The 25,626-nt window shown below is 71.7% G+C and carries 28 protein-coding genes; 13 read left to right on the top strand and 15 right to left on the bottom strand.

The genetic code is table 11. The annotated features are described in order from the left end of the window. Nucleotides 1–20 precede the first annotated feature (20 nt). Nucleotides 21–650, top strand: a complete 630-nt coding sequence (locus tag QQS16_RS27500; RefSeq protein WP_286064706.1) for a CGNR zinc finger domain-containing protein — start codon at nt 21–23, stop codon at nt 648–650. Here QQS16_RS27500 and sodX read toward each other — a convergent pair. Continuing rightward, nucleotides 554–988, bottom strand: coding sequence for a nickel-type superoxide dismutase maturation protease (gene sodX / locus QQS16_RS27495; protein WP_286064705.1), 435 nt, complete (start codon nt 986–988; stop codon nt 554–556). The genes QQS16_RS27500 and sodX overlap by 97 nt on opposite strands. A 144-nt stretch (nt 989–1,132) precedes the next feature. Here sodX and sodN point away from each other — a divergent pair, with 144 nt between their 5' ends. After that, the gene (gene sodN / locus QQS16_RS27490; RefSeq protein WP_286064704.1) at nt 1,133–1,528 is read left to right on the top strand and encodes a superoxide dismutase, Ni; all 396 of its coding nucleotides are present in this window, start codon (nt 1,133–1,135) and stop codon (nt 1,526–1,528) included. A 172-nt stretch (nt 1,529–1,700) separates the two neighbouring features. On the opposite strand, the gene QQS16_RS27485 is transcribed toward sodN, so the two are convergent. Further along, complete coding sequence (locus QQS16_RS27485; protein WP_286064703.1) at nt 1,701–1,934, bottom strand: hypothetical protein; 234 nt, start codon at nt 1,932–1,934, stop codon at nt 1,701–1,703. Continuing rightward, nucleotides 1,931–3,115 (bottom strand): inorganic phosphate transporter, encoded by a 1,185-nt coding sequence (locus QQS16_RS27480; protein ID WP_286064702.1) that lies wholly within the window; start codon nt 3,113–3,115, stop codon nt 1,931–1,933. The genes QQS16_RS27485 and QQS16_RS27480 overlap by 4 nt, the downstream gene beginning before the upstream one ends. 204 nt (nt 3,116–3,319) lie before the next feature. Here QQS16_RS27480 and QQS16_RS27475 point away from each other — a divergent pair, with 204 nt between their 5' ends. Continuing rightward, entirely contained in the window at nt 3,320–4,066 is a 747-nt protein-coding gene (locus tag QQS16_RS27475) for a VOC family protein (RefSeq protein ID WP_286064701.1), read from the top strand. Nucleotides 4,067–4,153: 87 nt separating this feature from the next. Here the strand turns inward: QQS16_RS27475 and QQS16_RS27470 are convergent, their stop codons facing one another. The 4 genes from QQS16_RS27470 to QQS16_RS27455 all read right to left on the bottom strand — a co-directional run bounded on the left by QQS16_RS27470 (nt 4,154) and on the right by QQS16_RS27455 (nt 6,909). Beyond that, nucleotides 4,154–5,410, bottom strand: coding sequence for an RNA polymerase sigma factor (locus QQS16_RS27470; RefSeq protein WP_286064700.1), 1,257 nt, complete (start codon nt 5,408–5,410; stop codon nt 4,154–4,156). Between the two features lie 7 nt (nt 5,411–5,417). Beyond that, the gene (locus tag QQS16_RS27465; RefSeq protein WP_286064699.1) at nt 5,418–5,837 is read right to left on the bottom strand and encodes a YciI family protein; all 420 of its coding nucleotides are present in this window, start codon (nt 5,835–5,837) and stop codon (nt 5,418–5,420) included. Between the two features lie 156 nt (nt 5,838–5,993). After that, the gene (locus QQS16_RS27460; protein WP_286064698.1) at nt 5,994–6,251 is read right to left on the bottom strand and encodes a hypothetical protein; all 258 of its coding nucleotides are present in this window, start codon (nt 6,249–6,251) and stop codon (nt 5,994–5,996) included. Nucleotides 6,252–6,324: 73 nt separating this feature from the next. After that, nucleotides 6,325–6,909 carry a dihydrofolate reductase family protein gene (locus tag QQS16_RS27455; RefSeq protein ID WP_286064697.1) on the bottom strand — a complete coding sequence of 195 codons (585 nt, stop codon included), beginning with the start codon at nt 6,907–6,909 and terminating at the stop codon, nt 6,325–6,327. Nucleotides 6,910–7,043: 134 nt separating this feature from the next. On the opposite strand from QQS16_RS27455, the gene QQS16_RS27450 reads away from it, so the two are divergent. Then, nucleotides 7,044–7,643, top strand: coding sequence for a TetR/AcrR family transcriptional regulator (locus QQS16_RS27450; RefSeq protein WP_286066476.1), 600 nt, complete (start codon nt 7,044–7,046; stop codon nt 7,641–7,643). Here the strand turns inward: QQS16_RS27450 and QQS16_RS27445 are convergent. The 3 genes from QQS16_RS27445 to QQS16_RS27435 form a co-directional block, all read right to left on the bottom strand. Beyond that, on the bottom strand, nt 7,640–8,233 hold the full coding sequence (locus tag QQS16_RS27445; protein ID WP_286064696.1) for a GNAT family N-acetyltransferase: 594 nt from the start codon (nt 8,231–8,233) through the stop codon (nt 7,640–7,642). The two genes, QQS16_RS27450 and QQS16_RS27445, sit on opposite strands and share 4 nt — an antisense overlap. A gap of 321 nt (nt 8,234–8,554) precedes the next feature. Further along, nucleotides 8,555–9,631 (bottom strand): family 2 encapsulin nanocompartment cargo protein polyprenyl transferase, encoded by a 1,077-nt coding sequence (locus QQS16_RS27440; RefSeq protein ID WP_286064695.1) that lies wholly within the window; start codon nt 9,629–9,631, stop codon nt 8,555–8,557. 113 nt (nt 9,632–9,744) lie between these two features. Beyond that, nucleotides 9,745–11,151 (bottom strand): family 2B encapsulin nanocompartment shell protein, encoded by a 1,407-nt coding sequence (locus tag QQS16_RS27435; protein WP_286064694.1) that lies wholly within the window; start codon nt 11,149–11,151, stop codon nt 9,745–9,747. Between the two features lie 303 nt (nt 11,152–11,454). Between QQS16_RS27435 and QQS16_RS27430 the strand changes: the two genes are divergently transcribed. Together QQS16_RS27430 and QQS16_RS27425 are read left to right on the top strand one after the other, a co-directional pair. Next, nucleotides 11,455–12,045 carry an N-acetylmuramoyl-L-alanine amidase gene (locus tag QQS16_RS27430; RefSeq protein ID WP_286064693.1) on the top strand — a complete coding sequence of 197 codons (591 nt, stop codon included), beginning with the start codon at nt 11,455–11,457 and terminating at the stop codon, nt 12,043–12,045. 33 nt (nt 12,046–12,078) lie between these two features. After that, nucleotides 12,079–12,975 carry a 1-aminocyclopropane-1-carboxylate deaminase/D-cysteine desulfhydrase gene (locus tag QQS16_RS27425; protein WP_286064692.1) on the top strand — a complete coding sequence of 299 codons (897 nt, stop codon included), beginning with the start codon at nt 12,079–12,081 and terminating at the stop codon, nt 12,973–12,975. A 161-nt stretch (nt 12,976–13,136) separates the two neighbouring features. Here QQS16_RS27425 and QQS16_RS27420 read toward each other — a convergent pair whose 3' ends face one another. Beyond that, on the bottom strand, nt 13,137–14,732 hold the full coding sequence (locus tag QQS16_RS27420) for a Na+/H+ antiporter (RefSeq protein ID WP_286064691.1): 1,596 nt from the start codon (nt 14,730–14,732) through the stop codon (nt 13,137–13,139). Between the two features lie 85 nt (nt 14,733–14,817). Here QQS16_RS27420 and QQS16_RS27415 point away from each other — a divergent pair, with 85 nt between their 5' ends. From QQS16_RS27415 to QQS16_RS27405, 3 genes are all read left to right on the top strand, one after another. Continuing rightward, nucleotides 14,818–15,078, top strand: a complete 261-nt coding sequence (locus tag QQS16_RS27415) for a UBP-type zinc finger domain-containing protein (protein ID WP_286064690.1) — start codon at nt 14,818–14,820, stop codon at nt 15,076–15,078. Between the two features lie 300 nt (nt 15,079–15,378). Continuing rightward, nucleotides 15,379–15,792: an ATP-binding protein gene (locus QQS16_RS27410; RefSeq protein ID WP_020130755.1), complete on the top strand. Its 414-nt coding sequence runs from the start codon at nt 15,379–15,381 to the stop codon at nt 15,790–15,792. Continuing rightward, nucleotides 15,789–16,907 (top strand): RNA polymerase sigma factor SigF, encoded by a 1,119-nt coding sequence (locus QQS16_RS27405; RefSeq protein ID WP_286064689.1) that lies wholly within the window; start codon nt 15,789–15,791, stop codon nt 16,905–16,907. The genes QQS16_RS27410 and QQS16_RS27405 overlap by 4 nt, the downstream gene beginning before the upstream one ends. Nucleotides 16,908–16,999: 92 nt before the next feature. Here QQS16_RS27405 and QQS16_RS27400 read toward each other — a convergent pair whose 3' ends face one another. Continuing rightward, the gene (locus tag QQS16_RS27400; protein WP_286064688.1) at nt 17,000–17,464 is read right to left on the bottom strand and encodes a hypothetical protein; all 465 of its coding nucleotides are present in this window, start codon (nt 17,462–17,464) and stop codon (nt 17,000–17,002) included. Nucleotides 17,465–17,580: 116 nt separating this feature from the next. Between QQS16_RS27400 and QQS16_RS27395 the strand changes: the two genes are divergently transcribed. Next, nucleotides 17,581–18,549: a diacylglycerol/lipid kinase family protein gene (locus QQS16_RS27395; protein WP_286064687.1), complete on the top strand. Its 969-nt coding sequence runs from the start codon at nt 17,581–17,583 to the stop codon at nt 18,547–18,549. 318 nt (nt 18,550–18,867) lie between these two features. Further along, complete coding sequence (locus QQS16_RS27390; RefSeq protein WP_006380970.1) at nt 18,868–19,125, top strand: WhiB family transcriptional regulator; 258 nt, start codon at nt 18,868–18,870, stop codon at nt 19,123–19,125. A gap of 186 nt (nt 19,126–19,311) precedes the next feature. Here the strand turns inward: QQS16_RS27390 and QQS16_RS27385 are convergent, their stop codons facing one another. Both QQS16_RS27385 and QQS16_RS27380 read right to left on the bottom strand, forming a co-directional pair. Continuing rightward, nucleotides 19,312–20,778 carry a sensor histidine kinase gene (locus QQS16_RS27385; RefSeq protein WP_286066475.1) on the bottom strand — a complete coding sequence of 489 codons (1,467 nt, stop codon included), beginning with the start codon at nt 20,776–20,778 and terminating at the stop codon, nt 19,312–19,314. A 392-nt stretch (nt 20,779–21,170) separates the two neighbouring features. Then, the gene (locus QQS16_RS27380; protein ID WP_286064686.1) at nt 21,171–21,803 is read right to left on the bottom strand and encodes a TetR/AcrR family transcriptional regulator; all 633 of its coding nucleotides are present in this window, start codon (nt 21,801–21,803) and stop codon (nt 21,171–21,173) included. Between the two features lie 94 nt (nt 21,804–21,897). Here QQS16_RS27380 and QQS16_RS27375 point away from each other — a divergent pair, with 94 nt between their 5' ends. Together QQS16_RS27375 and nagB are read left to right on the top strand one after the other, a co-directional pair. Beyond that, a complete protein-coding gene (locus QQS16_RS27375; protein WP_286064685.1) occupies nt 21,898–22,650 on the top strand; it encodes an SDR family oxidoreductase in 753 nt (250 codons plus the stop codon). 139 nt (nt 22,651–22,789) lie between these two features. Continuing rightward, nucleotides 22,790–23,575: a glucosamine-6-phosphate deaminase gene (gene nagB / locus QQS16_RS27370; RefSeq protein WP_286064684.1), complete on the top strand. Its 786-nt coding sequence runs from the start codon at nt 22,790–22,792 to the stop codon at nt 23,573–23,575. Between the two features lie 497 nt (nt 23,576–24,072). Here the strand turns inward: nagB and QQS16_RS27365 are convergent, their stop codons facing one another. Continuing rightward, a complete protein-coding gene (locus QQS16_RS27365; RefSeq protein WP_286064683.1) occupies nt 24,073–25,623 on the bottom strand; it encodes a glycoside hydrolase family 3 protein in 1,551 nt (516 codons plus the stop codon). Between the last annotated feature and the right edge of the window lie 3 nt (nt 25,624–25,626).

The raw sequence follows: 25,626 nt of genomic DNA, 5'->3' as shown, positions 1-25,626 counted from the left end.
CGCCTCCGTAAGGACTACAAGTGGAACTGGCCTATTACTCGGACTACGCCGTACGCCTCGTGAACAGCGAGGAGCCGGTCCGCGGCAAGGACTCCCTGACGTCGGTGGAGGCCATCCGCGACCTGTTCGGCGGGAACCAGTCGGCGGCCCGTCGCGCCACCGACGCGGACGTGACCCGGTTCCGCTCGGTCCGGGGAAGGCTGCGCGCGGTCTTCGAGGCGGCGGACGGCGGTGACGAGACCCTCGCCGTCGACCTGCTGAACTCACTCCTGCTGGAGTTCCCGGTGAGCCCGCAGATCTCCGGGCACGACTTCCGGGACGACGACGGCCGCCCGCTGTGGCACATGCACCTGGCGGACCACCCGTCCAACGTGACCGCGGGCTACGCGGCCATCGCGGCGATGGGCCTGGCCTTCCACCTGACGGAGTACGGCGTCGACCGCCTCGGCCTGTGCGAGGCGTCCCCGTGCCGCAACGCCTTCCTGGACACGTCCACCAACCGCTCCCGGCGCTACTGCTCCGACCGCTGCGCGACCCGCGCCAACGTGGCCGCCTACCGCGCCCGCAAGCGCCTGGAGGCCGACCGGCCGGACAGCACGGGCCTGGCGGCCGACACCGCCCAGCGCACGACGGCGAACGGCGAGCGCTGATCCGGCCCGAGCGGCCGGTACCGGAACCGGACCTTGCCGAGCACCAGTTCGTCGGGCACGGTCCCGTAGTCGGTGCTGTCGCCACCGGCGTACGCGTTGTCCCCCAGCACCCACCAGCCGCCCTCGCGCCGCTGCGCGGCCCGCTTGACGACGAGCAGGTCCTGCTGGAACGGATGACGCAGGACGACCACGTCACCGGGCCGGATCCGGGCACCCCACTGCACCACGAGCTGGTCGCCGTGGCGGAGCGTGGGCACCATGGACGGCCCGGTCACCTCGGCCAGCCCGAACGGCAGTACGGCCCCCTTGCGTTCGGTCTCCTGTGACAGCTCCGGCATCACCCGGCACCTCCCCGGTCGGTCCTCCACCAGTCTCAGTCTCACCCCGGACTTTTGTCCTAAGCCCATGGGGGCACTGAGGAAAACCCGTCTCCCGGGGAGTAATGTCGCACCTGAGAAGACGATCACGAGGAAGGATTGCGCATGCTTTCCCGCCTGTTCGCCCCCAAGGTCAAGGTCAGCGCCCACTGCGACCTGCCCTGCGGCGTGTACGACCCCGCCCAGGCCCGCATCGAAGCCGAGTCGGTCAAGGCCGTCCAGGAAAAGATGGGCGCCAACGACGACCCCCACTTCCAGGCACGCGCCACCGTCATCAAGGAGCAGCGCGCCGAGCTGGCGAAGCACCACGTCTCCGTACTGTGGAGCGACTACTTCAAGCCCCCGCACTTCGAGAAGTACCCGGAGCTGCACCAGCTGGTCAACGACGCCCTGAAGGCCCTCTCGGCCGCCAAGGCGTCCACCGACCCGGCCACCGGCCAGAAGGCGCTGGACTACATCGCCCAGATCGACAAGATCTTCTGGGAGACCAAGAAGGCCTGACCACACGTCAGCCTCCCCGACCGGCGATCGGTGCACCATCGCGGGTCACGGGCGTCCCGCAGGGGCCCGGCCGGACACCGTCCGGCCGGGCCCCTGCGGCGTGTGCGCGCCCGCCGAGCCCTGGCCGGCGTCCTCCACCGGCGTCGGCGGATCAGTGGTCAGTGGTCAGTGGTCAGTGGAAGAGCGGCACGATCAGCCAGATCCCGTACGCCACCACCGCCGCGCACGCGGCGAAGCACAGGCCGGCCTGGGCGAGACCCAGGACGTGGGTCGTGCCGTCCTCCTCACGCGCCCCCTCGAACTCGGCGAGGCCGAGGACGCCCAGAGCGAAGACGACGACCACGGCGACAGTGGCACCGATACTCACGGCGGCGACCTCGCCCAGCGCGTTCCAGTCGAGGCTCACGCTGTGCCCTCCCGTGGCTCAGGCGACCGTGCCGACCTGCGCCGGCTCGGCGGCTCGACGGCTCGGACGGCGACCTCATGAGTGTCGTTGACGTTGTTCGCGTGCACCGGGTTGCGCCGGGACAGGACCACGATGCCCGCGGCGACGGCCGCGCCGGCCAGGGCGACGGCGACCGTGCCGGCGTCCCCGCCGTGCTTGACCACACCAGCGGAGACCCCGCCGACGAGCGCGGCGGCCGGCAGCGTGACCAGCCAGGCGATCACCATCCGCCCCGCCACGCCCCAGCGCACCTTCGCGAGCCGCCGTCCGAGCCCGGCGCCGAGGATGCTGCCGGAGGCGACCTGGGTGGTGGACAGGGCGAAGCCGAGGTGGGCGGAGGTCAGGATGACGGTCGTGGAGGCCGTCTCGGCGGCGAAGCCCTGCGGCGACCGGATCTCCGTCAGCCCCTTGCCCATCGTGCGGATGATCCGCCAGCCGCCGAGGTAGGTGCCCAGCCCGATGGCGAGCCCCGCCGACGCGACCACCCACATCGGCGGACCCGCGTCATGACCGAGCGCGCCCGCCGAGATGAGCGTCAGGGTGATGACACCCATGGTCTTCTGCGCGTCGTTCGTGCCGTGCGCGAGCGAGACCAGCGAGGCCGAGGCGATCTGCCCGAGCCGGAAACTCCGGGTCACCGACGCCTCGCGGGCCCGGCTGGTGAGCTTGTAGGCGAGGTGGGTGGCGATCAGCGCCGCGACCCCCGCCACCAGCGGTGAGGCCACCGCCGGCATCAGCACCTTCTCGACCACCTCGTCGACGTGCACGCCGTGCGCGCCGGCCCCGATCCAGACCGCCCCGATCAGTCCGCCGAACAGCGCGTGCGACGAGCTGGACGGCAGCCCGACCAGCCAGGTCAGCAGGTTCCAGAGGATCGCCCCGACCAGCCCCGCGAAGATCATGCCCGGGCTGACCAGGGTGTCGTCCACGATGCCGCCGGAGATCGTTCTGGCGACCTCGGTGGACAGGAACGCGCCGACCACGTTGAGGACCCCGCTGATCACTACGGCCGTTCTGGGCCGCAACGCGCCGGTGGCGATGGACGTCGCCATCGCGTTCGCCGTGTCGTGGAAACCGTTGGTGAAGTCGAAGGCGAGCGCCGTGACGATGACGACGGCCACCAGTAACGTGATGTGGTCCATTGCGCAATGCAAACAAGCCGAGGTCGATCCCCGCCGAACCAGAGGCGAACCCTGCCCGAGAACCACGCGCACGAGTGAGGGGCGGCGGGTTAGGGCCGCGGCGCCCCCGGGTACCTCGTCCGGCCGCCCGTGACGGACCCGGACGTCCCGCCCGTCGGCCGGCCGGGGGCGACGGCCCCGCCGCGCCGCTCTACGATCACCGCCATGAGTCCATCCGTCCTGTGGACGTACGCCTTCGTCGACCGGCCCGCCGGCGCGTTCGCGCGCGCCGGTGACTTCTGGACGACGGTCACCGGCACCCGCCTGTCCGGACTCCGCGGAGAACACCGGGAGTTCGCGACCCTGCTGGCGGACGGGGCCGACGCCTGCGTGAAGGTCCAGGGGGTCGTGGAGGGCGGCGGCGGAGCGCATCTCGACTTCGCGGTCGCCGACGTACCCGGGTTCGTCGCGTCGGCGCATCGGCTCGGGGCGCGGACGGTGGCCGACCACGGCACGCTCGTCGTCCTGCGCTCCCCCGCCGGCGGGCTGTTCTGCGCGGTACCCTGGCACGGCGAGTCGGTCCGGCCGCCGGTGGTCCGCGGCAGCCGCCTCGACCAGGTGTGCCTCGACCTCCCGCCGTCGTCCTACGCCGCCGACGTCGCGTTCTGGAGCGGCCTGCTGCCCGACTGGGAGTCCCGGCCGGGTTCCCTCCCCGAGTTCCACGTGCTGCGGCCGCCGCCCGGGCTGCCGATCCGCATCCTGCTGCAACGGCTCGGTGAGGAACGTCCCGCCTCCGCACACCTGGACCTCGCCTGCGCGGACGTCGAGGCGACCCGGGCCGCTCACGAACGCGCCGGGGCGCGGCCGATCTCCCGCGGCCGCCACTGGACCGTGCTGCGGGATCCGGCGGGCGGCACGTACTGCCTGACGGGCCGCGACCCGGAGACGGGCGGCTTGGCCGGCCCGCCCTGATCACGTCGGCTGCGAAGTCCGGACCGGACCGGCCACACCCGTCGAGAGGCTCTCGTCCGCCCCTTCAGGCCGCCCGTCAGGCCCCTGTCACGCCGTCGTCTCCCCCGTGCCCGCCCGCCCGCGCGCCGCGCCGCCCGGGAGCCGTGCCGCCCGCGCCCGCAGGTAGCGCTGCTCCGGCAGGCTCAGAGTCCTGGCCGCCGCCGACTCGTAGGCGGCTCCCGCCTCTTCGTACGCGCCCGCGCGCTCCAGCAGATGGCCCCGGACCGCGTCCAGCCGGTGCCCCGCGCTCAACTCCCCTTCCAGCTTGTCCACTTCGGCGAGGCCGGCGCGCGGTCCGCGGACCATGGCGACGGCGACAGCGCGGCCCAGCCGTTCCACGGGGCCGGGGACGAGACGCACGAGGACGTCGTACAGACCGAGGATCTCCGGCCAGTCGGTGGCGTCCGCGCTCGGCGCCTCGTCGTGCACGGCGGCGATGGCGGCCCGCACCTGGAAGGGGCCCGCGGGTCCCCGGCCCAGCGCCCGGGTGACCAGCGCGACGCCCTCCTCGATCGCGCCCTGGTCCCAGCGGTCGCGGTCCTGTTCGTCGAGCGGGACCAGTTCGCCGTGCGCTCCGGTGCGCGCGTCGCGGCGGGCGTCGGTGAGCAGCATCAGGGCCAGCAGGCCGGCCACCTCTCCCGTGCCGGGCAGCAGCCGGTGGACCTCCCGGGTCAGCCGGATCGCCTCCCGGGCCAGGTCACGCCGCTGGAGACTGGGGCCCGAGGTGGCGGTGTGGCCCTCGTTGAAGATCAGGTACAGGGTCTGCAGGACCGCGGGCAGGCGGCGCGTCCCGTCGTCCGGGCGCCCGAAGCGCACGCCCCGCACCTTCTGCTTGGCGCGGCTGATCCGTTGCGCCATGGTCGCCTCGGGGACGAGGTACGCCCGGGCGATCTCCGCCGTCGTCAGTCCGCCGACCGCGCGCAGGGTGAGCGCGATCTGCGCGGGCGGGCTCAGATCCGGGTGGCAGCACAGGAACAGGAGCGAGAGGGTGTCGTCCTCCCGGGGCGCCCGGTCATCGGTGACGAACGTGTCGCGCGGGGCCGACGCCGCCACCCGTTCCTCCCGTGCCCGGCGCGCCTCGTCCGCCCGCAGGGCGTCGGTCAGCCGCCGCGAGGCCACCCTGATGAGCCATCCGCGCGGATTGTCCGGCACGCCCCGCGCGGGCCACTGCCCGGCCGCCGCGAGCAGTGCCTCCTGCACGGCGTCCTCGGCGGCGTCGAAATGGCCGTAGCGCCTGACGAGCGCGCCGAGGACCTGCGGCGCGTGCCGGCGCAGCAGGTCCTCGACCTCGGTCGTGCTCCTCACGGTCTGCTCAGCCGATGTCCCCGGCACCGTCCAGGATGGGCCGGATCACCACCGGGTAGACGGCGGCGCCGGCCGGCTGGGGGCAGCGGGTGACCCGGTCGGCGATCTCGGTGACCCGCTCCAGGCTCGCGCAGTCCAGCACCCAGTAGCCCGCCATCAGCTCCTTGGTCTCGCTGTACGGTCCGTCGGTGATCACGGCCTTGCCGTCCTCGCCGAGGGTGACCGTGCGGATCTGCGCCGGCTCGGCCAGACCCTGCCCGTCGACGAGTTCGCCGGACTCGGAGAGGTCGTCGTTGATCGCGTTCATGTAGGCGTACATCGTCTGGAGGTCCTGCTCGCTCCAGGCCGGGGCGCCCGGGGACGCCTTGCCGCGCATCGCGTCGTAGTCCGCCTGCGTGCCCTGCACCATGACCAGGTACTTCGCCATGACTCCGCTCCTTCGCTGCTGTGGATCGAGCCCCTGTGGGGGCGTTTCACAGGGGACGTCGGAGCCATCCGGGGATTCTCGACACGGTGCGGGAAGGATTTTCCGGGTCGGGGAGTGCTTCCGGTCCGGTGAAACGGTCCGGTTCGGAGAGCCTGCTCAGGTTTTCTCCGCCGCGGATGTCCCGGACTCCCCCGCCGGGGACTCGGCCCGTCCCCGGGCCGTCGTGAGCCGGGGACGCTTCTCCCCGGCCTCGGCGCGTTCCGCGCCGCCCTGCTCGGCGTTCGCGCCGCAGTCGGGGTTACGGCACGGGCCCGCCACCCACGCCGGGACCCACGCGCCCAGCGTCTTGTGACGCCGGATGACCGTATCGACGGGCTGTCCACAGACGGGACAGGCATGTGCGCCGCTGTCCATGCCTTCAGGGTAGGGCGAACCGCGCGCCGGCGCTTCCTGCCGTACGGCAGCTCTTCCGCCCCGCGGCAGCGCTTCAGCGTTTCCTGCTGTACGTCCGCACCAGAGTGCCGTTCTTGAACGCCCGGACGTCGTCCAGCTGGAAGTCGGTGACCGCGAAGCCGGACCCGAACATCGGCATGCCCGAGCCCTGCACGACCGGGTACGTCTTGATGACCAGTTCGTCGATCTCGTCCAGCAGCTCTCCCGCGAGCACCGAACCCCCGCACAGGTAGATGCCGAGCTCGCCCTCCTCCGCCTTCAGCCGGCGCACCGTGCCGACCAGGTCGTCCGCGACGATCTCGACGTGCGGGTCGGGCGACTCCCTCAGGGTGCGTGAGGCGACGTACTGCCGCAGATGGGCGTACGGGCTGGTGACACCGTCCTTGAGGGACAGGTCGTAGCTGGCCCGGCCCTGGATGATCGTGTCGAACCTCCTGTTCGGCCGGTCGTCGATGCCGAGGGCCCGACGCCCCTGGGTGAACACGGTCTCCGGATACTCGGTCGTGAGGAACTCGAAGAACTCGCCCTCGGCGAAGGAGTACATGTACGTCGCGTCGCCGCCCGGGTCCCCGATGAACCCGTCGATCGAGCAGGCGATGAAGTACGTGAGCTTGCGCAAGCCGGTCTCTTCTCGTAGGGGGCGTTTCGTCGGAGGCCGTCACCAGCCCTCGAACCACTTCAGTTATAGTGCTTCACCTGTAGTGGTTGCAAGGGAATTCTCCGTACGTGATCAAGTGGGAGGACGTGTTCCGCATGGCCAGCAATCCGGAGCGCCGTGCCGCGCTCGTCGACGCCGGCGTCGAGGTGCTCGCCCGCGAGGGAGCGCGCGGGCTGACGTTCCGCGCGGTGGACGCGGAGGCGGGGGTGCCGGTGGGCACGGCCTCGAACTACTTCACCGGGCGGGACGACCTGCTGCGGCAGATCGACGCCCGGCTGCACGAGCGGCTCGCACCGGACCCCGAGGTGCTCAGTGACCTGCTGAACAGGCCACGGGACCGGCCGCTGGTCTCCGCCTTCATGCACGACCTCATGGCCCGCGCGACCCGGGACCGCACCGGCTATCTCGCCCTGCTGGAGATGCGCCTGGAAGCCACCCGCCGCCCCGGACTGCGCGCCTCCTTCACCGCGTCGGTGCGCGGCGACCTGGAGTACGGCATGGAGTTCCACCGCGCCACCGGGCTGCCCGGCGGCGACGAGACCGTTGCCGTGCTCTATCTGGCGATGCTCGGACTGCTCCTGGAGCATCTGACCCTGCCGGGCGTCCTGGACGGCGTCCTGCCCGGGGTGAGCGTCCCGGACGGGCTGGTGGAGCGGATCGTGGCGGCGGTGGTTCCGGAGGGGCCGGGTGCCTAACGGGCCTGCGGCTCACGCCACATCGGCCACATCCGCGGACCGTCGGGCAGGTCGAGGGGACGGTCCACGACGGTGAAGCCGAGACGCTCGTACAGCGTGCGGCTGCGGGCGTTGCTCGCCTCCAGGTAGGCGGGCACTCCTTCGCGGTCGCAACGGTCGAGGACCGAGGTGATCAGCGCGGTGCCGAGGCCCTCGCCCTGTCGCTCGGGGGACACCCCGATCATCCACAGATAGGCGTGGGCCCGCTCCGAGGGGTGGACGTCGGCGGTGAGCCGGCCGATCAGTTCGACGCGCTCGTTCTGCGGGTCCACGGCCTCGCGCACGAGGGCGGGGCCCTCCTCGTCGGCGTGCTCGTCGGCGGACACCGACAGCCACAGCGCGCAGGCCGAGCCGTCCTCGGTGAGGTCGATCCGGCCGTCGGCGAGCACGATGTCGGTGAACGCGGCCATCAGCCTGTGGTGTGTCGTACGACGGTATTCGTCCCCGGGGAAGACCCAGCCGCTCACCGGATCGTCCTGGAAGGCCTCGTCGAGCAACCGGATCACCAGGTCCCGGTCCTCCTCGCCGGCCGTCCGTATCGCCACTCCCATGCCCCGCCCCTTCCCCAACATTCCGCGTGTGTACGGGTGTTGAGACTAATACGGGGCCTGTGTGGCGAGTGAGCGGACCGAGCACACCGAAGCGGACGCCCCATGCCGGAGGGCGGCGCCCCGCACACCGTGGGGATGTGCGGGACCCGCCGGCCGGAGCCCCGCGGCCGAACGGGTCAGGAACCGTACGGCCGCGATGGCTCCGGGGTCTGAGGCGCCCTCCTCCTGGTGGACACCCGTTTGTGCTGCTGCCCGTTGCCGTCCGCTGCCGTCACCTGCTGTGAGTCGCGGGCAGTGGTGGCCGGTGGGTGCAGGCCGCTGTCAGTTGCTGCGCCGGGTGACGAATTCGGCCAACGAGAGCAGGCCGCCCGCCGCTTCCGGATCGGACACCGCACGGGCCAGTTCCTGCATCGCGCGGCCCATCCGGTCGGCGGCCTGGACCTGCGCCCAGTCACGGCCGCCCGCCCGCTCCACGGCCAGGGCGGTCCGCTCCAGGTCCTCCTCCGCGTAGGGGGCCTCGTACAGGGCGGCCAGTTCGGCGGCCTCCGGGGTGCCGGAGACGAGCGCGGCGACCACCGGCAGCGACTTCTTGCGGGCGGCGAGGTCCGCGCCGGCCGGCTTGCCGGTGCTGCGCGGGTCACCCCATATGCCGATCACGTCGTCGATGAGCTGGAAGGCGAGCCCGGCCTCACGGCCGAACGCGTCCAGTGCCTCGACGTCCTCCTCCCCCGCCCCCGCGTACAGCGCGCCCAGGGCGCAGGCACACCCGAGCAGCGCGCCCGTCTTGGCCTCTGCCATGGCGAGCACCTCGTCGAGGGTGACGTCCCGGGGGCCGAGCGCCTCCATGGCGGTGTCCGCGTGCTGGCCGGCACAGAGTTCGACGACACAGTCGGCGAGCCGGGCGGCGGCCCGCGCGGACGCCGGATGCGGGTCCTGGGCGAGCAGCCTCAGGGCCAGCGCCTGGAGCGTGTCCCCGGCGAGGATCGCGTCGGCGTCGCCGAACACGGTCCAGGCGGTGGGCCGGTGACGCCGGGTGGTGTCCCGGTCCATCACGTCGTCGTGCAGCAACGTGAAGTTGTGGACCAGTTCCACCGCCGCGGCGGCCCGCACCGCCGCCGTCCACGCCTCCGGTCCGCCGAGCGCGGCCGCCGCGGTGAGCACGAGCGCGGGACGTATCGCCTTGCCCGCGTTGCCGGCCGCCGGTGTGCCGTCCGCGTGCTGCCAGCCGAAGTGGTAGAGCGCGATACGGCGCATGGAGGCGGGCAACGACTCGATCGCGGAGCGCAGCTCGGGGTCGACCGACGCCCGGGTCCGCTCCAGGATCACCCCCGCCTCGGGCCCGTCGAGCGCATGCGTGCCGGTGGAGTGCTGCTTCGTCTCCGCCATGAACTCGGTCATGGGATCCCCCTCGGAGAGTCCGCGGGCGGTGCGGCCCGCACCGCGGCCGGGCACATACGACCGGGGTGTACCCGCCGGGCGAGGCGGGGACACGGGCTCCAGGTGCGAGAACGTCACCTCCAGCGGCCGATCTCGACGTTCTCCAGCACGCCGAGCGCGTCCGGCACGAGGACCGCGGCCGAGTAGTAGGCGGTCACCAGGTACTTGATGATCGCCTGCTCATTGATGCCCATGAAGCGCACGGACAGGCTCGGCTCGACCTCGTCCGGGATACCGGCCTGCTGGAGGCCGATGACACCCTGCTCGGCCTCCCCGGTACGCATGGCGATGATCGACGTCGTCCTGGCCTCGGTGACCGGGATCTTGTTGCACGGGTAGATCGGCACCCCGCGCCAGGTGGGGATCCGGTTGCCGGCCACCTCGACGGTCTCCGGGACCAGCCCGCGCCTGTTGAGTTCCCGCCCGATCGCGGAGATCGCGCGCGGGTGGGCGAGCAGCAGCTTGGTGCCGCGCCGCCTGCTGAGCAGTTCGTCCAGGTCGTCGGGGCTGGGTACGCCGTCGTGCGGCTGGAGCCGCTGGTCGTACTCGCAGTTGTGCAGCAGCCCGAACTCGCGGTTGTTGACCAGTTCGTGCTCCTGCCGCTCCTTCAGCGCCTCGACCGTGAGCCGGATCTGCTGCTCGGTCTGGTTCATCGGCTGGTTGTAGAGGTCCGCCACGCGCGAGTGGATGCGCAGCACGGTCTGCGCGATGCTCAGTTCGTACTCGCGGGGCCGCGCCTCGTAGTCCACGAAGGTGTGCGGGATGTCCGGCTCACCGTCGTGACCGGCCGCGAGGTCGATCGCCTTCTCGCCGTACTTGTTGGTGCGCTGCGAGGGGATCGACCGCTGGGCCTGGAGGTGGTCGCGCAGGGAGTCGGCGCGCTCCGCGACCTGTTCGACGTCGTCGCGGGGCAGGACGAGCACCGTGCAGGCGGTGACCGCCCGGGCGGTGTGCTCCCAGATGGCGTCCGGGTCCAGCAGCACCTGGTCGCCGAAGTAGGCGCCGTCGGCGAGGACCCCGAGGACCGCGTCGTCGCCGTAGGGGCCGGTGCCGACCAGCTCGACCCTGCCGTGTGCCAGCAGGAAGACCTCGTCGGTCCGGCTGCCGAACTCGGCGATCACGTCCCCCGGGTTGAACTCCCGCTGCTCACAGCGTCGGGCGAGCTCGGTGAGCGCCTCCTCGTCGTCGTACGACCGCAGCGCGGGCAGTTCGCCCAGCTCCGCGGGGATCACCTCGACGCGGTCACCGGTCTTCACGAACGTCACCCGGCCGTCGCCGACGGCGTAGGTCAGCCGACGGTTCACCCGGTACGTGCCGCCCTGCACGTTCACCCAGGGAAGCATGCGCAGCAGCCAGCGGGAGCTGATCTCCTGCATCTGAGGTGCGGACTTGGTGGTGGTGGCCAGGTTCCGCGCGGCCGCCGTGCCGAGGCTCTGCTGCGGCCTGTCCTGCTCGGTGCGGACCTCTTCGCCTACCGACATAAGGAATTGCCCTCCCGGTCATGCGCGACGGCGTCTGCCCCGCGCATCGATCTGCGCCACCAAGACTTCCATTACGGAGCGTGTCAGTGCTATTACACGAAAGAGCGGGATTGGATCACTCATGGCCTGGGCACGTGAGCGATTCATGCCCGTATGGGTGGGGATCGGGGTGGGCGGAACGAGATTGTCCGGATCGGCTCGCACACTGCGCGAAGGAGTAGTCCGGACCGGCCGGTTCCGGTACAAGCAGCGGTACGAGACGGCCGCGCACGGCGGCCGGCACGCACCACGAAGGAGCCGGCCATGGCCTCACCCATGTCCGCGGGCAGTTTCCTGGCGGCGTTGAAGGCGGAGGGGCTCACCGTCGTCGAGGTGGGCGACTGGGAGCAGCACAACCGCAACCACAAGGGGCCCTGGGGTCCGGTGCACGGTGTGATGATCCACCACACGGTGACCAAGGGCAGCGCGCGGACGGTGCAGCTCTGCCGGGACGGCTACGAGGGCCTGCCCGGGCCGCTGTGCCACGGCGTCATCACCAAGGACGGCAGGGTCCACCTCGTCGGCTACGGCCGCGCCAACCACGCGGGACTCGGTGACGACGACGTGCTGCGCGCGGTGATCGCCGAGAAGGGGCTGCCGGGTGACAACGAGGCCAACACGGACGGCAACCGTCACTTCTACGGATTCGAGTGCGAGAACCTCGGCGACGGACAGGACCCCTGGCCCAGCGTCCAGCTGGAGGCCATCGAGAAGGCGGCGGCGGCGGTCTGCCGTCGCCACGGCTGGACGGAACGCTCGGTCATCGGTCACCTGGAGTGGCAGCCCGGGAAGGTGGACCCGCGCGGCTTCACGATGGCGTCGATGCGGGGGCGCATCCGGGACCGCCTGAAGTGACGGACGGCGCCGGCCGGCGGTGACAATGGTGCGGTGACCAGCCTCGCCGCCCTGCGCCCCCGGCTCCCCTCCCCCGTGCAGGAGATCGAGGACGACCGTCTCACCCCCCACGGCGTGCGTCTGCTCCTCAAGCGGGACGACCTGATCCACCCGGAGCTGATCGGCAACAAGTGGCGCAAACTCGCGCCGAACCTCACCGCGGCCGCCGGCCGTACCGTCGTCACCTTCGGCGGCGCGTACTCCAACCATCTGCGCGCCACGGCCGCGGCGGGCCGCCTCCTCGGCCTGCCCACCGTCGGCGTGGTCCGCGGCCAGGAGCTGGCCGGCCGGCCGCTCAACCCCTCCCTGGCCCGGTGCGCGGCGGACGGCATGCGACTGCACTTCATCGACAGGTCGACATATCGTCACGCGTCCGAGCCGGGAACGCGGGCGGCCGTGCTGCGCGCGGCGGGCGCCGAGGACGCGTACGTCGTCCCCGAAGGCGGCAGCAACGTCCGTGCCGTACGGGGATGCCGGGCGCTCGGCGGGGAACTGGCCGGCCGGGCCGACGTCGTCGCGATCGCCTGCGGCACCGGCGGCACGCTCGCGGGCCTGGCCGCCGGACTGGCCCCGCAACAGCGCGCCCTGGGCGTCCCCGTCCTCAGGGGCGGCTTCCTGGCCTCCGACATACGCGCCCTGCAACAGCGGGCCTTCGGGGGCCCGCGCGGCACCTGGCATCTCGACGAGCGCTTCCACTTCGGCGGCTACGCCCGCACCACCCCGGAGCTCGACGCCTTCGCCGAGGACTTCGAGGAGCGTCACGGGCTGCCCGTGGAGCGTCTTTATGTCGCCAAGTTGCTCTACGCGCTCCTCTCCCTGACGGCGGAGAGCGCCTTTCCGCGCGGCACGACGCTCGCCGCCGTGATCACCGGATCACCCTTCCCCGGCTGAGCCCGGCCCGGCGCCGGCGCCGACGCCGTCCCGGCGACGGCCGCCCGGGCGGCACGGCGGAAGCGATGCCGGAGGCGGGGCGAGGTCGTGAGCGGCACGACCGTGCACCGCTCTCCCCGGGCACGGCCCACGGCCGCGTCGGCACACCGCCGCGGCTCCTCTCACACCGTCTCCCGATAGGCCGCCGCCTCCTCCAGGTCCAGCCTGCGCAGCAGGGTGCGCAGCATCTCGTCGTCGATGTGGCGGGCGTCGCGGAGCTTGACGAACACCGCGCGTTCGGCGCTGATCATCTGCCGGGACAGGCGCCGGTAGGTGTCGTCGACGGTCTCGCCGGTGAGCGGGTTGACCTGGCCGAGGCGTTCCCAGACGGCGTTGCGGCGACGCTCCAGGACGGTGCGCAGGCGGTCGGCCAGGGGGCCGGGGAGGGCGTTGTCCTCGTCGGAGAGGAGTTCGTCCAGGCGCCGCTCGGCGGCCCGGGAGGCCTGCGCCTGGGCGTTCGCCTCGGCGAGGGTCTCGGCCTGCGTGTCCCGGCCGGGCAGCTTCAGGAGGCGGACCAGCGGAGGCAGGGTCAGGCCCTGGAGGACCAGGGTCCCGATGACCGTGGTGAAGGTCAGGAACAGGATGAGGTTGCGCTCCGGGAAGGGGGCGCCGCCGTGCACGGTCAGCGGGATCGAGAAGGCGATGGCCAGGGAGACCACGCCCCGCATGCCCGCCCAGGCGATCACGAAGGGACCCTTCCAGGTCGGGTCGGCCTCGCGCTCCCGGATCCGGGAGGACAGCCAACGCGGCAGGAAGGTGGCCGGGTACACCCACAGGAACCGGGACGCGACCACCACGAGGAACAGGCAGACCGCGTACCAGGCCGCGCGGCCGCCCTCGTACTCCCCGAGACCCCGGAGGATCACCGGCAGCTGGAGTCCGATCAGGGCGAACACCGCGGTCTCCAGGACGAACGCGACCATCTTCCAGACGGCCTCCTCCTGGAGGCGGGTCGCGAAGTCGACCTCCCACGCGCGGTGCCCCAGATAGAGCGCGACGGTCACGACCGCGAGGACCCCGGAGGCGTGCACCTGCTCGGCGGCCGCGTACGCCACGAACGGGATCAGCAGGGAGAGCGTGTTCTGCAGCAGCGCCTCCCTCAGATGGGTGCGCAGCCAGTGCAGCGGCACCATCAGGACCAGCCCGAAGCCGATGCCGCCGACCGCCGCGAGCAGGAACTCACCGATCCCGCCGGCCCAGGTGGCACCCTCGCCGACCGCCGCCGCGAGGGCCACCCGGTACGCGGTGATCGCGGTGGCGTCGTTCACCAGGGACTCGCCCTGGAGGATCGTGGTGATCCGTGAGGGCAGCCCCACGCGGCGGGCGACCGCCGTGGCGGCGACCGCGTCCGGCGGCGCCACCACCGCGCCCAGCACCAGCGCCGCGGTCAGCGGCAGGCCCGGCACGATCATGTAGGCGGCCCAGCCGACGGCGAAGGTCGCGAAGAGGACGTACCCGACGGACAGCAGTGCCACGGGCCGCAGCTGCGCCCGCAGGTCCAGGTACGAGCTGTCGGTGGCCGCCGTGTACAGCAGCGGGGGCAGCACCAGCGGCAGGACGACGTGCGGGTCGAGGGTGTACTCGGGCACTCCGGGGACGTAGCTGATCGCCAGTCCGGCCGCGACCAGCAGCAGCGGAGCCGGCACCGGGGTACGCCGGGCCGCCGCCGCGACCGCGGCACTGCCCGCCACCAGCAACAGCAGTGGCATCACGTCCATGGTCCTCGCCCGCCCTCGTTCATCGTGATGTGCCGCCTTCGGCTCTCCGCGCGATCATCCGCACACCCGTCGTAATCTGGCAATCATGAAACAGTGCACGCACGCCGACGAGCTGCCGCACCCGGCCCCCGAGCCGCTGAGCGACACCTGCCTCGAGTGCCAGGCGACCGGCACTCACCCGGTGCAACTGCGGCTGTGCCTGACCTGCGGCCATGTCGGCTGCTGCGACTCCTCCCCGGAACGGCACGCCACGGAGCACCACAAGGATTCCGGCCATCCGATCATGCGCACGTTCGAGCCCGGTGAGAACTGGCGCTGGTGCTTCGTCGACCACGTCCTGGTGTGATCTGTCGCTGTGCGCGCTGTCGTTGTGTGATCCTGGAAGCCGCGGGGCGACTCGGGATCAGGACGGTTCGACCGTCTGACGTCTGGGTACGTCAACCCGGCGCGCTCTCTTCCCAATTGGGCCCGCGAACCCTCTAGCCACGGAGCGTATCCGTGTGTTTACTATGAGTGACAGTATGGGGTTGGGGTCCCGGGGACAGGACCGTTCAGAGCGCGATAGCGTCACCGCTGAACCACGTATCGCGTTACCCCGGGGGGCGACCCTCGGCCCCGAAAAGCTTGTACCACCTTGGAGGTGAGGGTGTCCCAGATCGCAGGCGAGCCCGCGACCCAGGACTTCGTCGAAGTCCGGCTGCCGGCCGCGGGTGCCTACCTGTCGGTGCTGCGTACGGCCACGGCCGGTCTCGCGGCCCGTTTGGACTTCACCCTCGACGAGATCGAGGACCTGCGCATCGCGGTGGACGAGGCCTGCGCGATCCTGCTCCAGCAGGCCGTGCCCGGCTCCGTGCTCAGCTGCGTGTTCCGCCTCGTCGACGACTCGCTGGAGGTCACGGTCTCGGCGCCGACCACGGACGGTCACGCTCCGTCACGCGACACCTTCGCCTGGACGGTGCTGTCGGCCCTCGCCGGCAAGGTCTCCTCGGCCGTCGACGAGGACAAGACCGTGACGATCAGCCTCTACAAACAGCGCGGCGCGGGACCCGGGCCGGCGTGAGGAACGGGGACGGGCCGGTGCGGGACGAAGAGCGCGGCACACGGGAGCTGCCGACCGCCAGGGGCACGGGCGGTCCGAGCACATCCCGACGCATGGCGGACGGCATCGACGGCATCCCCGAGCAGGCCCGGCCGCACCCGGAGGACGACTCCTCGGAGACGGGCCTCCCGGACGACGGGCAGCGTGATCGGGAAGGTGCCGTGCAGAGCACGCCTCTGGACGGACGGATCGGGGTCACCCCTGTCCGAGCCGAGGCGACGGCTCGGGGAAGGGCGACGGGCGGGACGATGAGCGAGCACCAGCGAAACTCCGAGGACGACGCGACGGCCACGCCGAGCGTGCGGGCCGCGCAGCACAGCCCCCAGGACCGCAGCGGAGCGCGCGCCAAGTTCATCGAGCTGCGCGCCCTGAACGACGGCAGCCCTGAGTACGCGGAACTGCGCAACCAGCTGGTCCGCATGCACCTGCCGCTCGTCGAGCACCTCGCGCGCCGCTTCCGCAACCGCGGGGAGCCGCTGGACGACCTCACCCAGGTCGCCACCATCGGCCTGATCAAGTCGGTCGACCGCTTCGACCCGGACCGCGGCGTCGAGTTCTCGACGTACGCGACACCCACGGTCGTCGGCGAGATCAAGCGGCACTTCCGCGACAAGGGCTGGGCGGTGCGCGTCCCGCGCAGGCTCCAGGAACTGCGCCTGTCCCTGACCACGGCCACGGCGGAGCTGTCCCAGCTGCACGGCCGCTCCCCGACGGTGCACGAGCTGGCCGAGAGACTGGCCATCTCGGAGGAGGAGGTCCTGGAGGGGCTGGAGTCCGCCAACGCGTACTCCACGCTGTCCCTGGACGTCCCCGACACCGACGACGAGTCGCCGGCGGTCGCGGACACCCTGGGCGCGGAGGACGAGGCGCTGGAGGGCGTCGAGTACCGCGAATCCCTCAAGCCGCTCCTCGAGGACCTGCCTCCGCGCGAGAAGCGGATCCTGCTGCTGCGCTTCTTCGGCAACATGACCCAGTCGCAGATCGCGCAGGAGGTCGGCATCTCGCAGATGCACGTCTCCCGGCTGCTGGCCCGCACCCTGGCCCAGCTCCGCGAGAAACTGCTGGTGGAGGAGTAGCCCGCAGCGGCACAGCCGCCCGGAGCACGCCTGTCCGCGATACCGGCCGAACCCGGCCGCCCGCTCGCCCTTCGGCCCGCCTGCGGTACGCCCTACCGCTCGCCGTCCTGCGCGCGACCCGGCCCCTTGATCCCGAGGGCCTGGGTCGTCGCCGGGTTCACCAGCAGCACCAGGGCGGCGACGGCGACCACCGCGAGCGCGATGCCCGCCGGGATCGCCATGCTGTCGGCCTGGAGCAGGTTGTAGGCCACCGGCAGCGCCATGATCTGCGTGACCACGGCCGGTCCCCGGCTCCAGCCGCGCCGGCCGAGCAGCCCGCGCGTGGCGATGAGCGGCAGCAGCGCGAGCACGATCAGGGTGATGCCCCCGGTGACCGCCGACCTACGGTCGTCCGGTTCACCCGCGAAGCCCTCCGCGAGCATCCAGACGCCGCCGACGGCGAGGGTGAGTCCCTCCAGCGCGGTCAGCGCCGCCGCGGCGGTCAGCCGGCCGGGACGGGGCGCCGCCTCGTCGGCGGCTTCCGCGGCTTCGGACGTGGGGTTCTGCTCAGCGCTCACTCCAGAAGGGTAGCCCTCGGCGCGCACGCCCCCGTGGCGAGGTTCACGCCCGGAAGTCCCGCTTGATCCCCACCTCGCCCTGTGCCCGGTACCACCCAGTAGGTACGCTGCAATCCATGCGTGCACTTCTCGTGGTCAATCCGGCGGCAACCACCACAAGCGCACGTACGCGCGATGTCCTGATCCACGCGCTGGCGAGCGAGATGAAGCTGGAGGCGGTCACCACCGAGTACCGCGGCCACGCGCGGGACCTGGGCCGGCAGGCGGCGGAGAGCACCGACGTCGACCTGGTGGTGGCCCTCGGCGGGGACGGCACGGTCAACGAGGTGGTCAACGGCCTCCTGCACGCCGGCCCGGATCCGGAGCGCCTGCCCCGTCTCGCGGTCGTCCCCGGCGGCTCCACCAACGTCTTCGCCCGCGCGCTCGGCCTGCCCAACGACGCCGTGGAGGCCACCGGCGCCCTGCTGGACGCCCTGCGCGAGGGCAGCGAACGCACGGTCGGCCTGGGTCTGGCCTCCGGCACCCCCGGCACGGAGGACGAGGCCGTACCGGCACGGTGGTTCACCTTCAACGCCGGTCTGGGGTTCGACGCCGGTGTGGTCGGACGGGTGGAACAGCAGCGCGAGCGCGGCCGCAGGTCCACCCACGCCCTCTATGTACGGCAGGCGCTGCGCCAGTTCTTCGGCGAGACACACCGCCGGCAGGGAACGATCACGCTGGAGCGGCCGGACGCGGAGCCGGTGACCGATCTGGTGCTGTCCATAGTCTCGAACACCTCTCCGTGGACGTTCCTGGGCAATCACCCGATGTACGCGTCACCTAAGGCCTCGTTCGATAAAGGCCTCGACGTACTCGGTCTCAGCCGTATGACGACGGCCTCGGTTGCCCGGTATGGCACCCAGTTGCTCACTTCGTCCCCCGAGCGTGGACCGCACGGCAAGCACGCGGTCTCCCTGCACGACCTGGACCACTTCACCTTGCATTCGAAGGTGCCGCTCCCCCTTCAGATGGACGGCGACCACCTAGGGCTGCGTACCAGCGTGGCGTTCACAGGCGTACGCCGTGCACTGCGTGTGATTGTGTGAGCAGAAGAGGCTAAAGTCCTTTCACTCGAACGTTTAGACCAGGGTCCACCCCATGGAAGTACGGCTGTGACCTAGCCGACACCGAGGAATCAAAAAAAACTTTCCAGAAGGGGTTGTATCCGCCGCTGAGGTTTGCGAGTCTCTACGTGGCGATCGAGACGGCCCGCACCATCGGCCTCCACGGATCACCGGAACCCCTCTTCAATCCACAGGACCTACGTCGGCGAGCCTGGCGTTCGGCCCTTCACTTGTTGAGGGATTCGTGAAAGCGTTCACATTCACAAGCCCTGCATGTAATACCAAGGAGAGGTAGCAGCCATGGACTGGCGTCACAACGCCGTTTGCCGCGAAGAAGACCCCGAGCTCTTCTTCCCCATCGGCAACACCGGTCCTGCGCTGCTGCAGATCGAGGAAGCCAAGGCCGTCTGCCGTCGCTGCCCGGTAATGGAGCAGTGTCTGCAGTGGGCGCTCGAGTCCGGCCAGGACTCCGGCGTCTGGGGTGGTCTCAGCGAGGACGAGCGCCGCGCCATGAAGCGCCGCGCCGCCCGCAACCGGGCCCGTCAGGCCACCGCCTGACAACCCACCCCTTCAACAGCCTGAGCTTGGCGGCGCGTACAGCGAGTACGCATCTCCCGCCCCCGAGCCGCAGCGCGCAGTACCCCCGATGCGCAGCGAATGCTGGCAACGAGCATGTTGAGCCCCGGACCCCTGAACGGTCCGGGGCTCTTTGCTGTGCGTCCGAGGGCCGGGGCTCCTCGAGTGCTACTTGTTGGCCCGCACCGGCACGTCCAGGATCACCCGGGTCCCCCGCTCCGGCGCCGGCACCATGTCGAAGGTGCCGCCCAACTCGCCCTCCACCAGTGTCCGGACGATCTGCAGGCCGAGGTTGCCCGCGGTCTGCGGGTCGAAGCCCTCGGGCAGGCCGACGCCGTCGTCCTGGACGGTGACCAGGAGGCGAGTGTCCTTCGTGGTGCCGCCGCGGACCGCCGAGACCTCGACGGTGCCGGTCTCCCCCTCGCGGAAGCCGTGCTCCAGGGCGTTCTGGAGGATCTCGGTCAGCACCATCGACAGCGGGGTGGCGACCTCCGCGTCCAGGATGCCGAAGCGACCGCTGCGCCGGCCGGTGACCTTGCCCGGGGAGATCTCGGCGACCATCGCGAGGACCCGGTCGGCGATCTCGTCGAACTCCACGCGCTCGTCCAGGTTCTGGGAGAGCGTCTCGTGCACGATCGCGATCGAACCGACCCGGCGCACGGCCTCTTCGAGGGCTTCGCGGCCGCGGTCGGACTCGATGCGCCGGGCCTGGAGCCGCAGCAGGGCGGCCACCGTCTGCAGGTTGTTCTTCACCCGGTGGTGGATCTCCCGGATGGTCGCGTCCTTGGTGATCAACTCGCGCTCGCGGCGGCGCAGTTCGGTGACGTCACGGAGCAGGACCAGCGAACCGATGCGGGTGCCCTTGGGTTTGAGCGGGATGGCCCGGAACTGGATGACACCGTCGCCGGACTCGATCTCGAACTCCCGCGGGGCCCAGCCGCTGGCCACCTTGGCGAGCGCCTCGTCCACCGGCCCGTGCGTGGGGGCGAGTTCGGCGGTGGTCCTGCCCAGGTGGTGGCCGACGAGGTCGGAGGCCAGGCCCAGGCGGTGGTAGGCGGACAGCGCGTTCGGGGAGGCGTACTGGACGATGCCGTCCGCGTCGAGGCGGATCAGGCCGTCGCCCACGCGGGGCGAGGCGTCCATGTCGACCTGCTGGTTCGCGAACGGGAAGGCGCCGGCCGCGATCATCTGCGCGAGGTCCGAGGCGCTCTGCAGATACGTCAGTTCCAGGCGGCTCGGGGTGCGCACGGTGAGGAGGTTGGTGTTGCGGGCGATGACGCCGAGAACGCGTCCTTCCCGCCGCACGGGGATGGACTCGATCCGGACCGGGACCTCCTCGCGCCACTCCGGATCGCCCTCGCGCACGATCCGGCCCTCGTCGTGGGCGACGTCCAGCATCGGACGGCGGCCGCGCGGGACGAGGTGGCCGACCATGTCGTCCTGGTACGAGGTGGGGCCGGTGTTGGGCCGCATCTGCGCCACCGAGACGTACCGGGCGCCGTCGCGGGTGGGGACCCACAGCACCAGATCGGCGAAGGAGAGGTCGGAGAGCAGCTGCCACTCCGAGACCAGCAGGTGCAACCACTCGAGGTCGGAGTCGTCGAGGGCCGTGTGCTGGCGTACGAGTTCGTTCATGGAGGGCACGGGTGCGAGCGTACCTGGCGGTACGGACATGTCCCGAAACCACCCGTCCGACCCCGGAAACACCCGCGGGCCGCGGCGCCTGGGAGGGACCCTCAACCCTCCCGGCACCGCAGCCCGGAGCAACATCGGCCGTGGGGTGTGCGGTCCCGGTCGGCCGAAGGATGAGGAGCCGGGGCAGTCAGGGCAGAGAGCGCCGGTTCCTCGATCCGTCCTCCTGTGCGGGGAGGACGGAAGTCTGTTCGTTTTCAGTTGTCTCTACGCATTCTGGACTAGACCACTAGGTGTGTCCATGCGTTGGAGGCTGTTTGTTGTTGGGACCTTCGCCCGCCGCGCCCGCTGTCCTGGCGCTCTGACAACCACCACGCAGCCTAACCCGTGTGGGTTCATGTGCGGGGCCAGACGGTCAGGCCAATTTCCGCCAACGCCTCCAGCTCGGCCCGGGTCGCGCCGTCGCGCGCCTGCTGGGACATCCCCTGGATCATGGCGCCGGTGTGCCGGGCCAGCGCGGCGGCGTCGGTGCCGGCCGGCAGCACTCCGGCGGCGATGTCGGCCCGGATACGGCGTTCGAAGGCGGCGATGTTGGCGTTGCGCCGCTCCCGCAGGGACGCCTCGACCTCGGGTGTCGTGCAGTTGATGGCCGCGTGGACGACCAGGCAGCCGTACGGATGGGCCGGGTCGGTGTACTCGGCGGCGGCCTCGCGCAGGGTGCGCTCGACGGCGGCGCGGGCGGTGGGTTCCTCGGCGAGGGCGCGGTCGCCGAAGGAGCCGTACTTCGTGCCGTACTCCCGGACGACCTCCTCGAACAGCGAGCGCTTGTCGCCGAAGGCCGCGTAGAGGCTCGGGGCGCCGATGTCCATCACGCGGGTGAGGTCGGAGACGGACGTGGCCTCGTAACCGTGCTGCCAGAAGGCGAGGAGCGCCTTCTCCAGAGCGGTCTCGCGGTCGAAGGAACGGGGACGGCCACGGGGCTTGGATGCGGGCCTGGCCTGCGCCTTCGTGTCCTTGCTGCTCACCATGGAGTGAATTGTATAGCGGCTACTAGAGAAGTGCCGGGATCATGCTGTACGGTTTTTCTGTAGCGACCGCTAGAGAATGTGGAGGGAGCTTGACATGGGCGTGCTTGCGGGCAGGACGGCTCTGGTCACGGGAGCGAGCAGGGGCATCGGGCGCGGGATCGCCGAACGGCTGGGGCGCGACGGCGCCCGGGTCGCGGTGCACTACGGCAGGAACGAGACGGCGGCGAAGGAGACGGTCGCCGCCATCGAGGCGACCGGCGGCTCAGCCTTCGCGATCGGCACCGAACTGGGGCTGCCGGGTGACGCGGAGGCCCTGTGGAAGGAGTTCGACCGGCACGCGGACGGCGTGGACATCCTCGTGAACAACGCCGGGATCGGGACGACTCCGGGCCTGGACGTGATCAGCGAGGAGGAGTACGACCGGGTCTTCGCGGTCAACGCGAAGGCGCCGTTCTTCATCGTCAAGCACGGCTTGGACCGGCTGCGCGACGGCGGCCGGATCGTCAACATATCGTCGGGGCTCGCACGTACCGCGGTCTTCCCGCACTTGATGGCGTACGCGATGACGAAGGGCGCGCTGGACGTCTTCTCCCGGGACCTGTCGAAGGTGCTGGGCCCCCGGGGCATCACGGTGAACTCGGTGGCGCCGGGCATCATCGACACGGACAACACCGCCGATCTGCTGCACGGCACCGAGGAGGGCTGGGCGCAGGCGGCGGCGGTCTCGGCGCTCGGCCGCGTGGGCGAGACGGCGGACGTCGCGGACGTGGTCGCGTTCCTGGCCTCGGACGGCGGCCGGTGGGTCACCGGGAGCTGGGTGGACGCGACGGGTGGCTCGCTGACCTGAGGCGCCCGAGGGTGCGGGCCTGTCCGCACCTGGGCCGGAGGGGCCGGCTCTGTTAGATTGGTCTAAACCACATAGGCCCCTTCGGGTCCCCGTCGCGCCCTCTCTGTTCAGACCGTCTCCTCAGATCGGCAGGCCCAGCGTGGAAGTTGTCATCGTTCCGGATGCCAAGGCGGGCGGCGAACTCGTCGCCGGGGCCATGGCGCAGTTGCTCGGGCGCAAGCCCGACGCCCTGCTCGGTGTGGCCACCGGCTCGACGCCGCTGCCCGTCTACGAGGCGCTGGCGGCGAAGGTCCGCTCCGGTGCCGTGGACGCCTCGCGGGCGCGGATCGCGCAGCTCGACGAGTACGTGGGGCTGCCCGCCGAACACCCGGAGTCGTACCGTTCGGTGCTCCGGCGCGAGGTGCTGGAGCCGCTCGGGATCGGGATGGACTCGTTCATGGGGCCGGACGGGACGGCCGCGGACGTCCAGGGCGCGTGCGAGGCCTACGACCGGGCGCTCGCCGGGGCCGGCGGGGTGGACCTCCAGTTGCTGGGGATCGGGACCGACGGGCACATCGGGTTCAACGAGCCGTGCTCGTCGCTGGCCTCGCGGACCCGGATCAAGACGCTGACCGAGCAGACCCGGGTGGACAACGCGCGTTTCTTCGACGGAGACATCGCACAGGTCCCGCACCACGTGATCACGCAGGGCATCGGGACCATCCTGGAAGCCCGGCACCTGGTTCTTCTCGCGACCGGCGAGGGCAAGGCGGACGCGGTCGCGGCGACCGTGGAGGGGCCGGTCGCGGCGGTGTGCCCGGCCTCGGCCCTCCAGCTCCACCCGCACGCGACGGTGGTGGCCGACGAGGCCGCCGCCTCCAAGCTGAAGCTGGCGGACTACTTCCGGCACACGTTCGCCAACAAGCCGGACTGGCAGGGGATCTAGTGCCGCGGCAGGCAACGTTTGCCCGTCAAGGAGCGGCGTCCGGTGCGTGCTCTCGGCGTGCCGGCCGGAAGCCCTCGTACTGGATGTACTTGGGCTTTCGGCCGGTGCGGCGAGAGGGCGTGCCGGGCGTCGCGACGGGGCGAACGTTGCCTGCCACGGCACTAGCCCCGGCCGCACCGCCCCCCGGCCGCACTCTCCCCGGTCCGCCGGCCACACACCGCACCGCCCCGGCGCACCGACCACACCTCCCGGCCGGAGGCCACACCTCCAGGCCCGCACACGCCGCACCGTAACCGGACCCCGGCCCCCGGCCGCACCACCACCGACCGCTGACCCGCGCCTCCCGGCCGCACACCGCACCGCCCCAGGCGCACCGACCGGAGAACGGGCCCTGGCCGGGACGGACAGCACGCGCAGACGCCGAGCCCCGCACGAGAACGACAGCACGCGCAGACGCCGGACCCCTCGCGGGATCCGGCGCCCTGTCGTCGTGCGGACTACACCCCCGCGACGGCCTCTCCCGCGTCGGCCTCCGCGGCGATGATCTCCGCCGCCGCGAGGCCGCAGACGCGGGCGGCGCCGTGGGTGGCGATGTGGAGGGCGCCTCGGGGGGTGGCCTGGGGCAGGCCCATCTCGATGACGATCGTGTCGGGGCGGGACGACAGGAGCGTGTCGAGGGCCGCCGCCATCCAGGGGTGCCGGTGTTCGTCGCGGACGACGGCCACGATGCGGCGCGGGCCGGCCGCCGCGAGCACCCCGGGCCCGGCCTGCTCGTCCGTGAAGGTCCCGGTCTCCGTGCCGGGGAGCAGGCGGGCCAGCTCCGCGGCCACGCCCCAGGGGGTCTCGTCGCCGACCGCGATGTTCGCCACCGGGGTGAGGGCCGCGACGTACGGCGCTTCGGTGAGCGGGGCGAAGTCCTCGGCGCCGGTGAGGCGCAGCGCGCGGCGGGCGGCGCGGAGGCCGACGTCGGCGGTGGCCGGGGGCACCCCCGCCCCGCTCACCGCTCCGTTTCCCGCTCCGCTCCCCCGCCCGCTCGCCGACGCCGTCCAGCGGGCCAGTGACCGGACCCGGTCCGCCGCGTCCGCGAGGCGTTCCTCGGCGAGTTCGCCGGAGCGCACGGCGGAGACGAGGGCGTCGCGCAGGCGGCGTACCGTCTCGTCGTCCGCGAGGCCGCCGCCCACGCAGATGGCGTCGGCGCCGGCCGCCAGGGCGAGGACGCTGCCGCGTTCGATGCCGTAGGTGCCGGCGATGGCCTGCATCTCCATGCCGTCGGTGACGATCAGGCCCTCGTAGCCGAGTTCGCCGCGCAGCAGGTCGGTGAGGATCCGGCGGGACAGGGTGGCCGGGCGGTCCGGGTCCAGGGCCGGGACCACGATGTGGGCGGTCATGACCGCCCGGGTGCCGGCGGCGATCGCCGCGCGGAAGGGGACCAGTTCACGGTCGTACAGCACCGAGGCGTCCGCGTCGATGCGGGGCAGCGCGTGGTGGGAGTCGACCGCCGTGTCGCCGTGGCCCGGGAAGTGCTTGGTGCAGGCGGCGACGCCCGCCGACTGGAGGCCGGTGACGTAGGCCGCGGTGTGCCGGGCGACCAGGCCGGGGGTGGCGCCGAAGGACCGCACGCCGATCACCGGGTTGTCGGGGTTGGAGTTCACGTCGGCGGACGGCGCCCAGTTGAAGTTGACGCCGCAGGCCGCGAGACGGTGGCCGAGCGCGCGCGCCACCTCCCGGGTCAGTTCCACGTCGTCCACCGCGCCCAGCGCGTGGTTGCCGGGGAAGCCGGAGCCCGTGCGCACCTCCAGGCGGGTGACGTCTCCGCCCTCCTCGTCGATCGCGACCAGTACGTCGTCACATTCGGCGCGCAACTGGGCGGTCAGGGCGGACAGCTGGTCGGGCGAGGCGATGTTGCGGCCGAACAGGCCGACCGAGGCGAGGCCCTCGCCGAGGCGGCGCAGCAGCCAGTCGGGGGCGGTGGTGCCGGTGAAGCCGGGCTGGAGCACGGTGAGCGCGTCGCGCGTCAGGGTGCCGGTACCGCTGGCGAATGTCGTCATCGG

This window comes from Streptomyces sp. ALI-76-A (genome assembly GCF_030287445.1).
GTDB lineage: Bacteria > Actinomycetota > Actinomycetes > Streptomycetales > Streptomycetaceae > Streptomyces.
The sequence above is the reverse complement of the archived record's forward strand: the minus strand, read 5'-3'. Positions and strand labels throughout refer to the sequence as shown.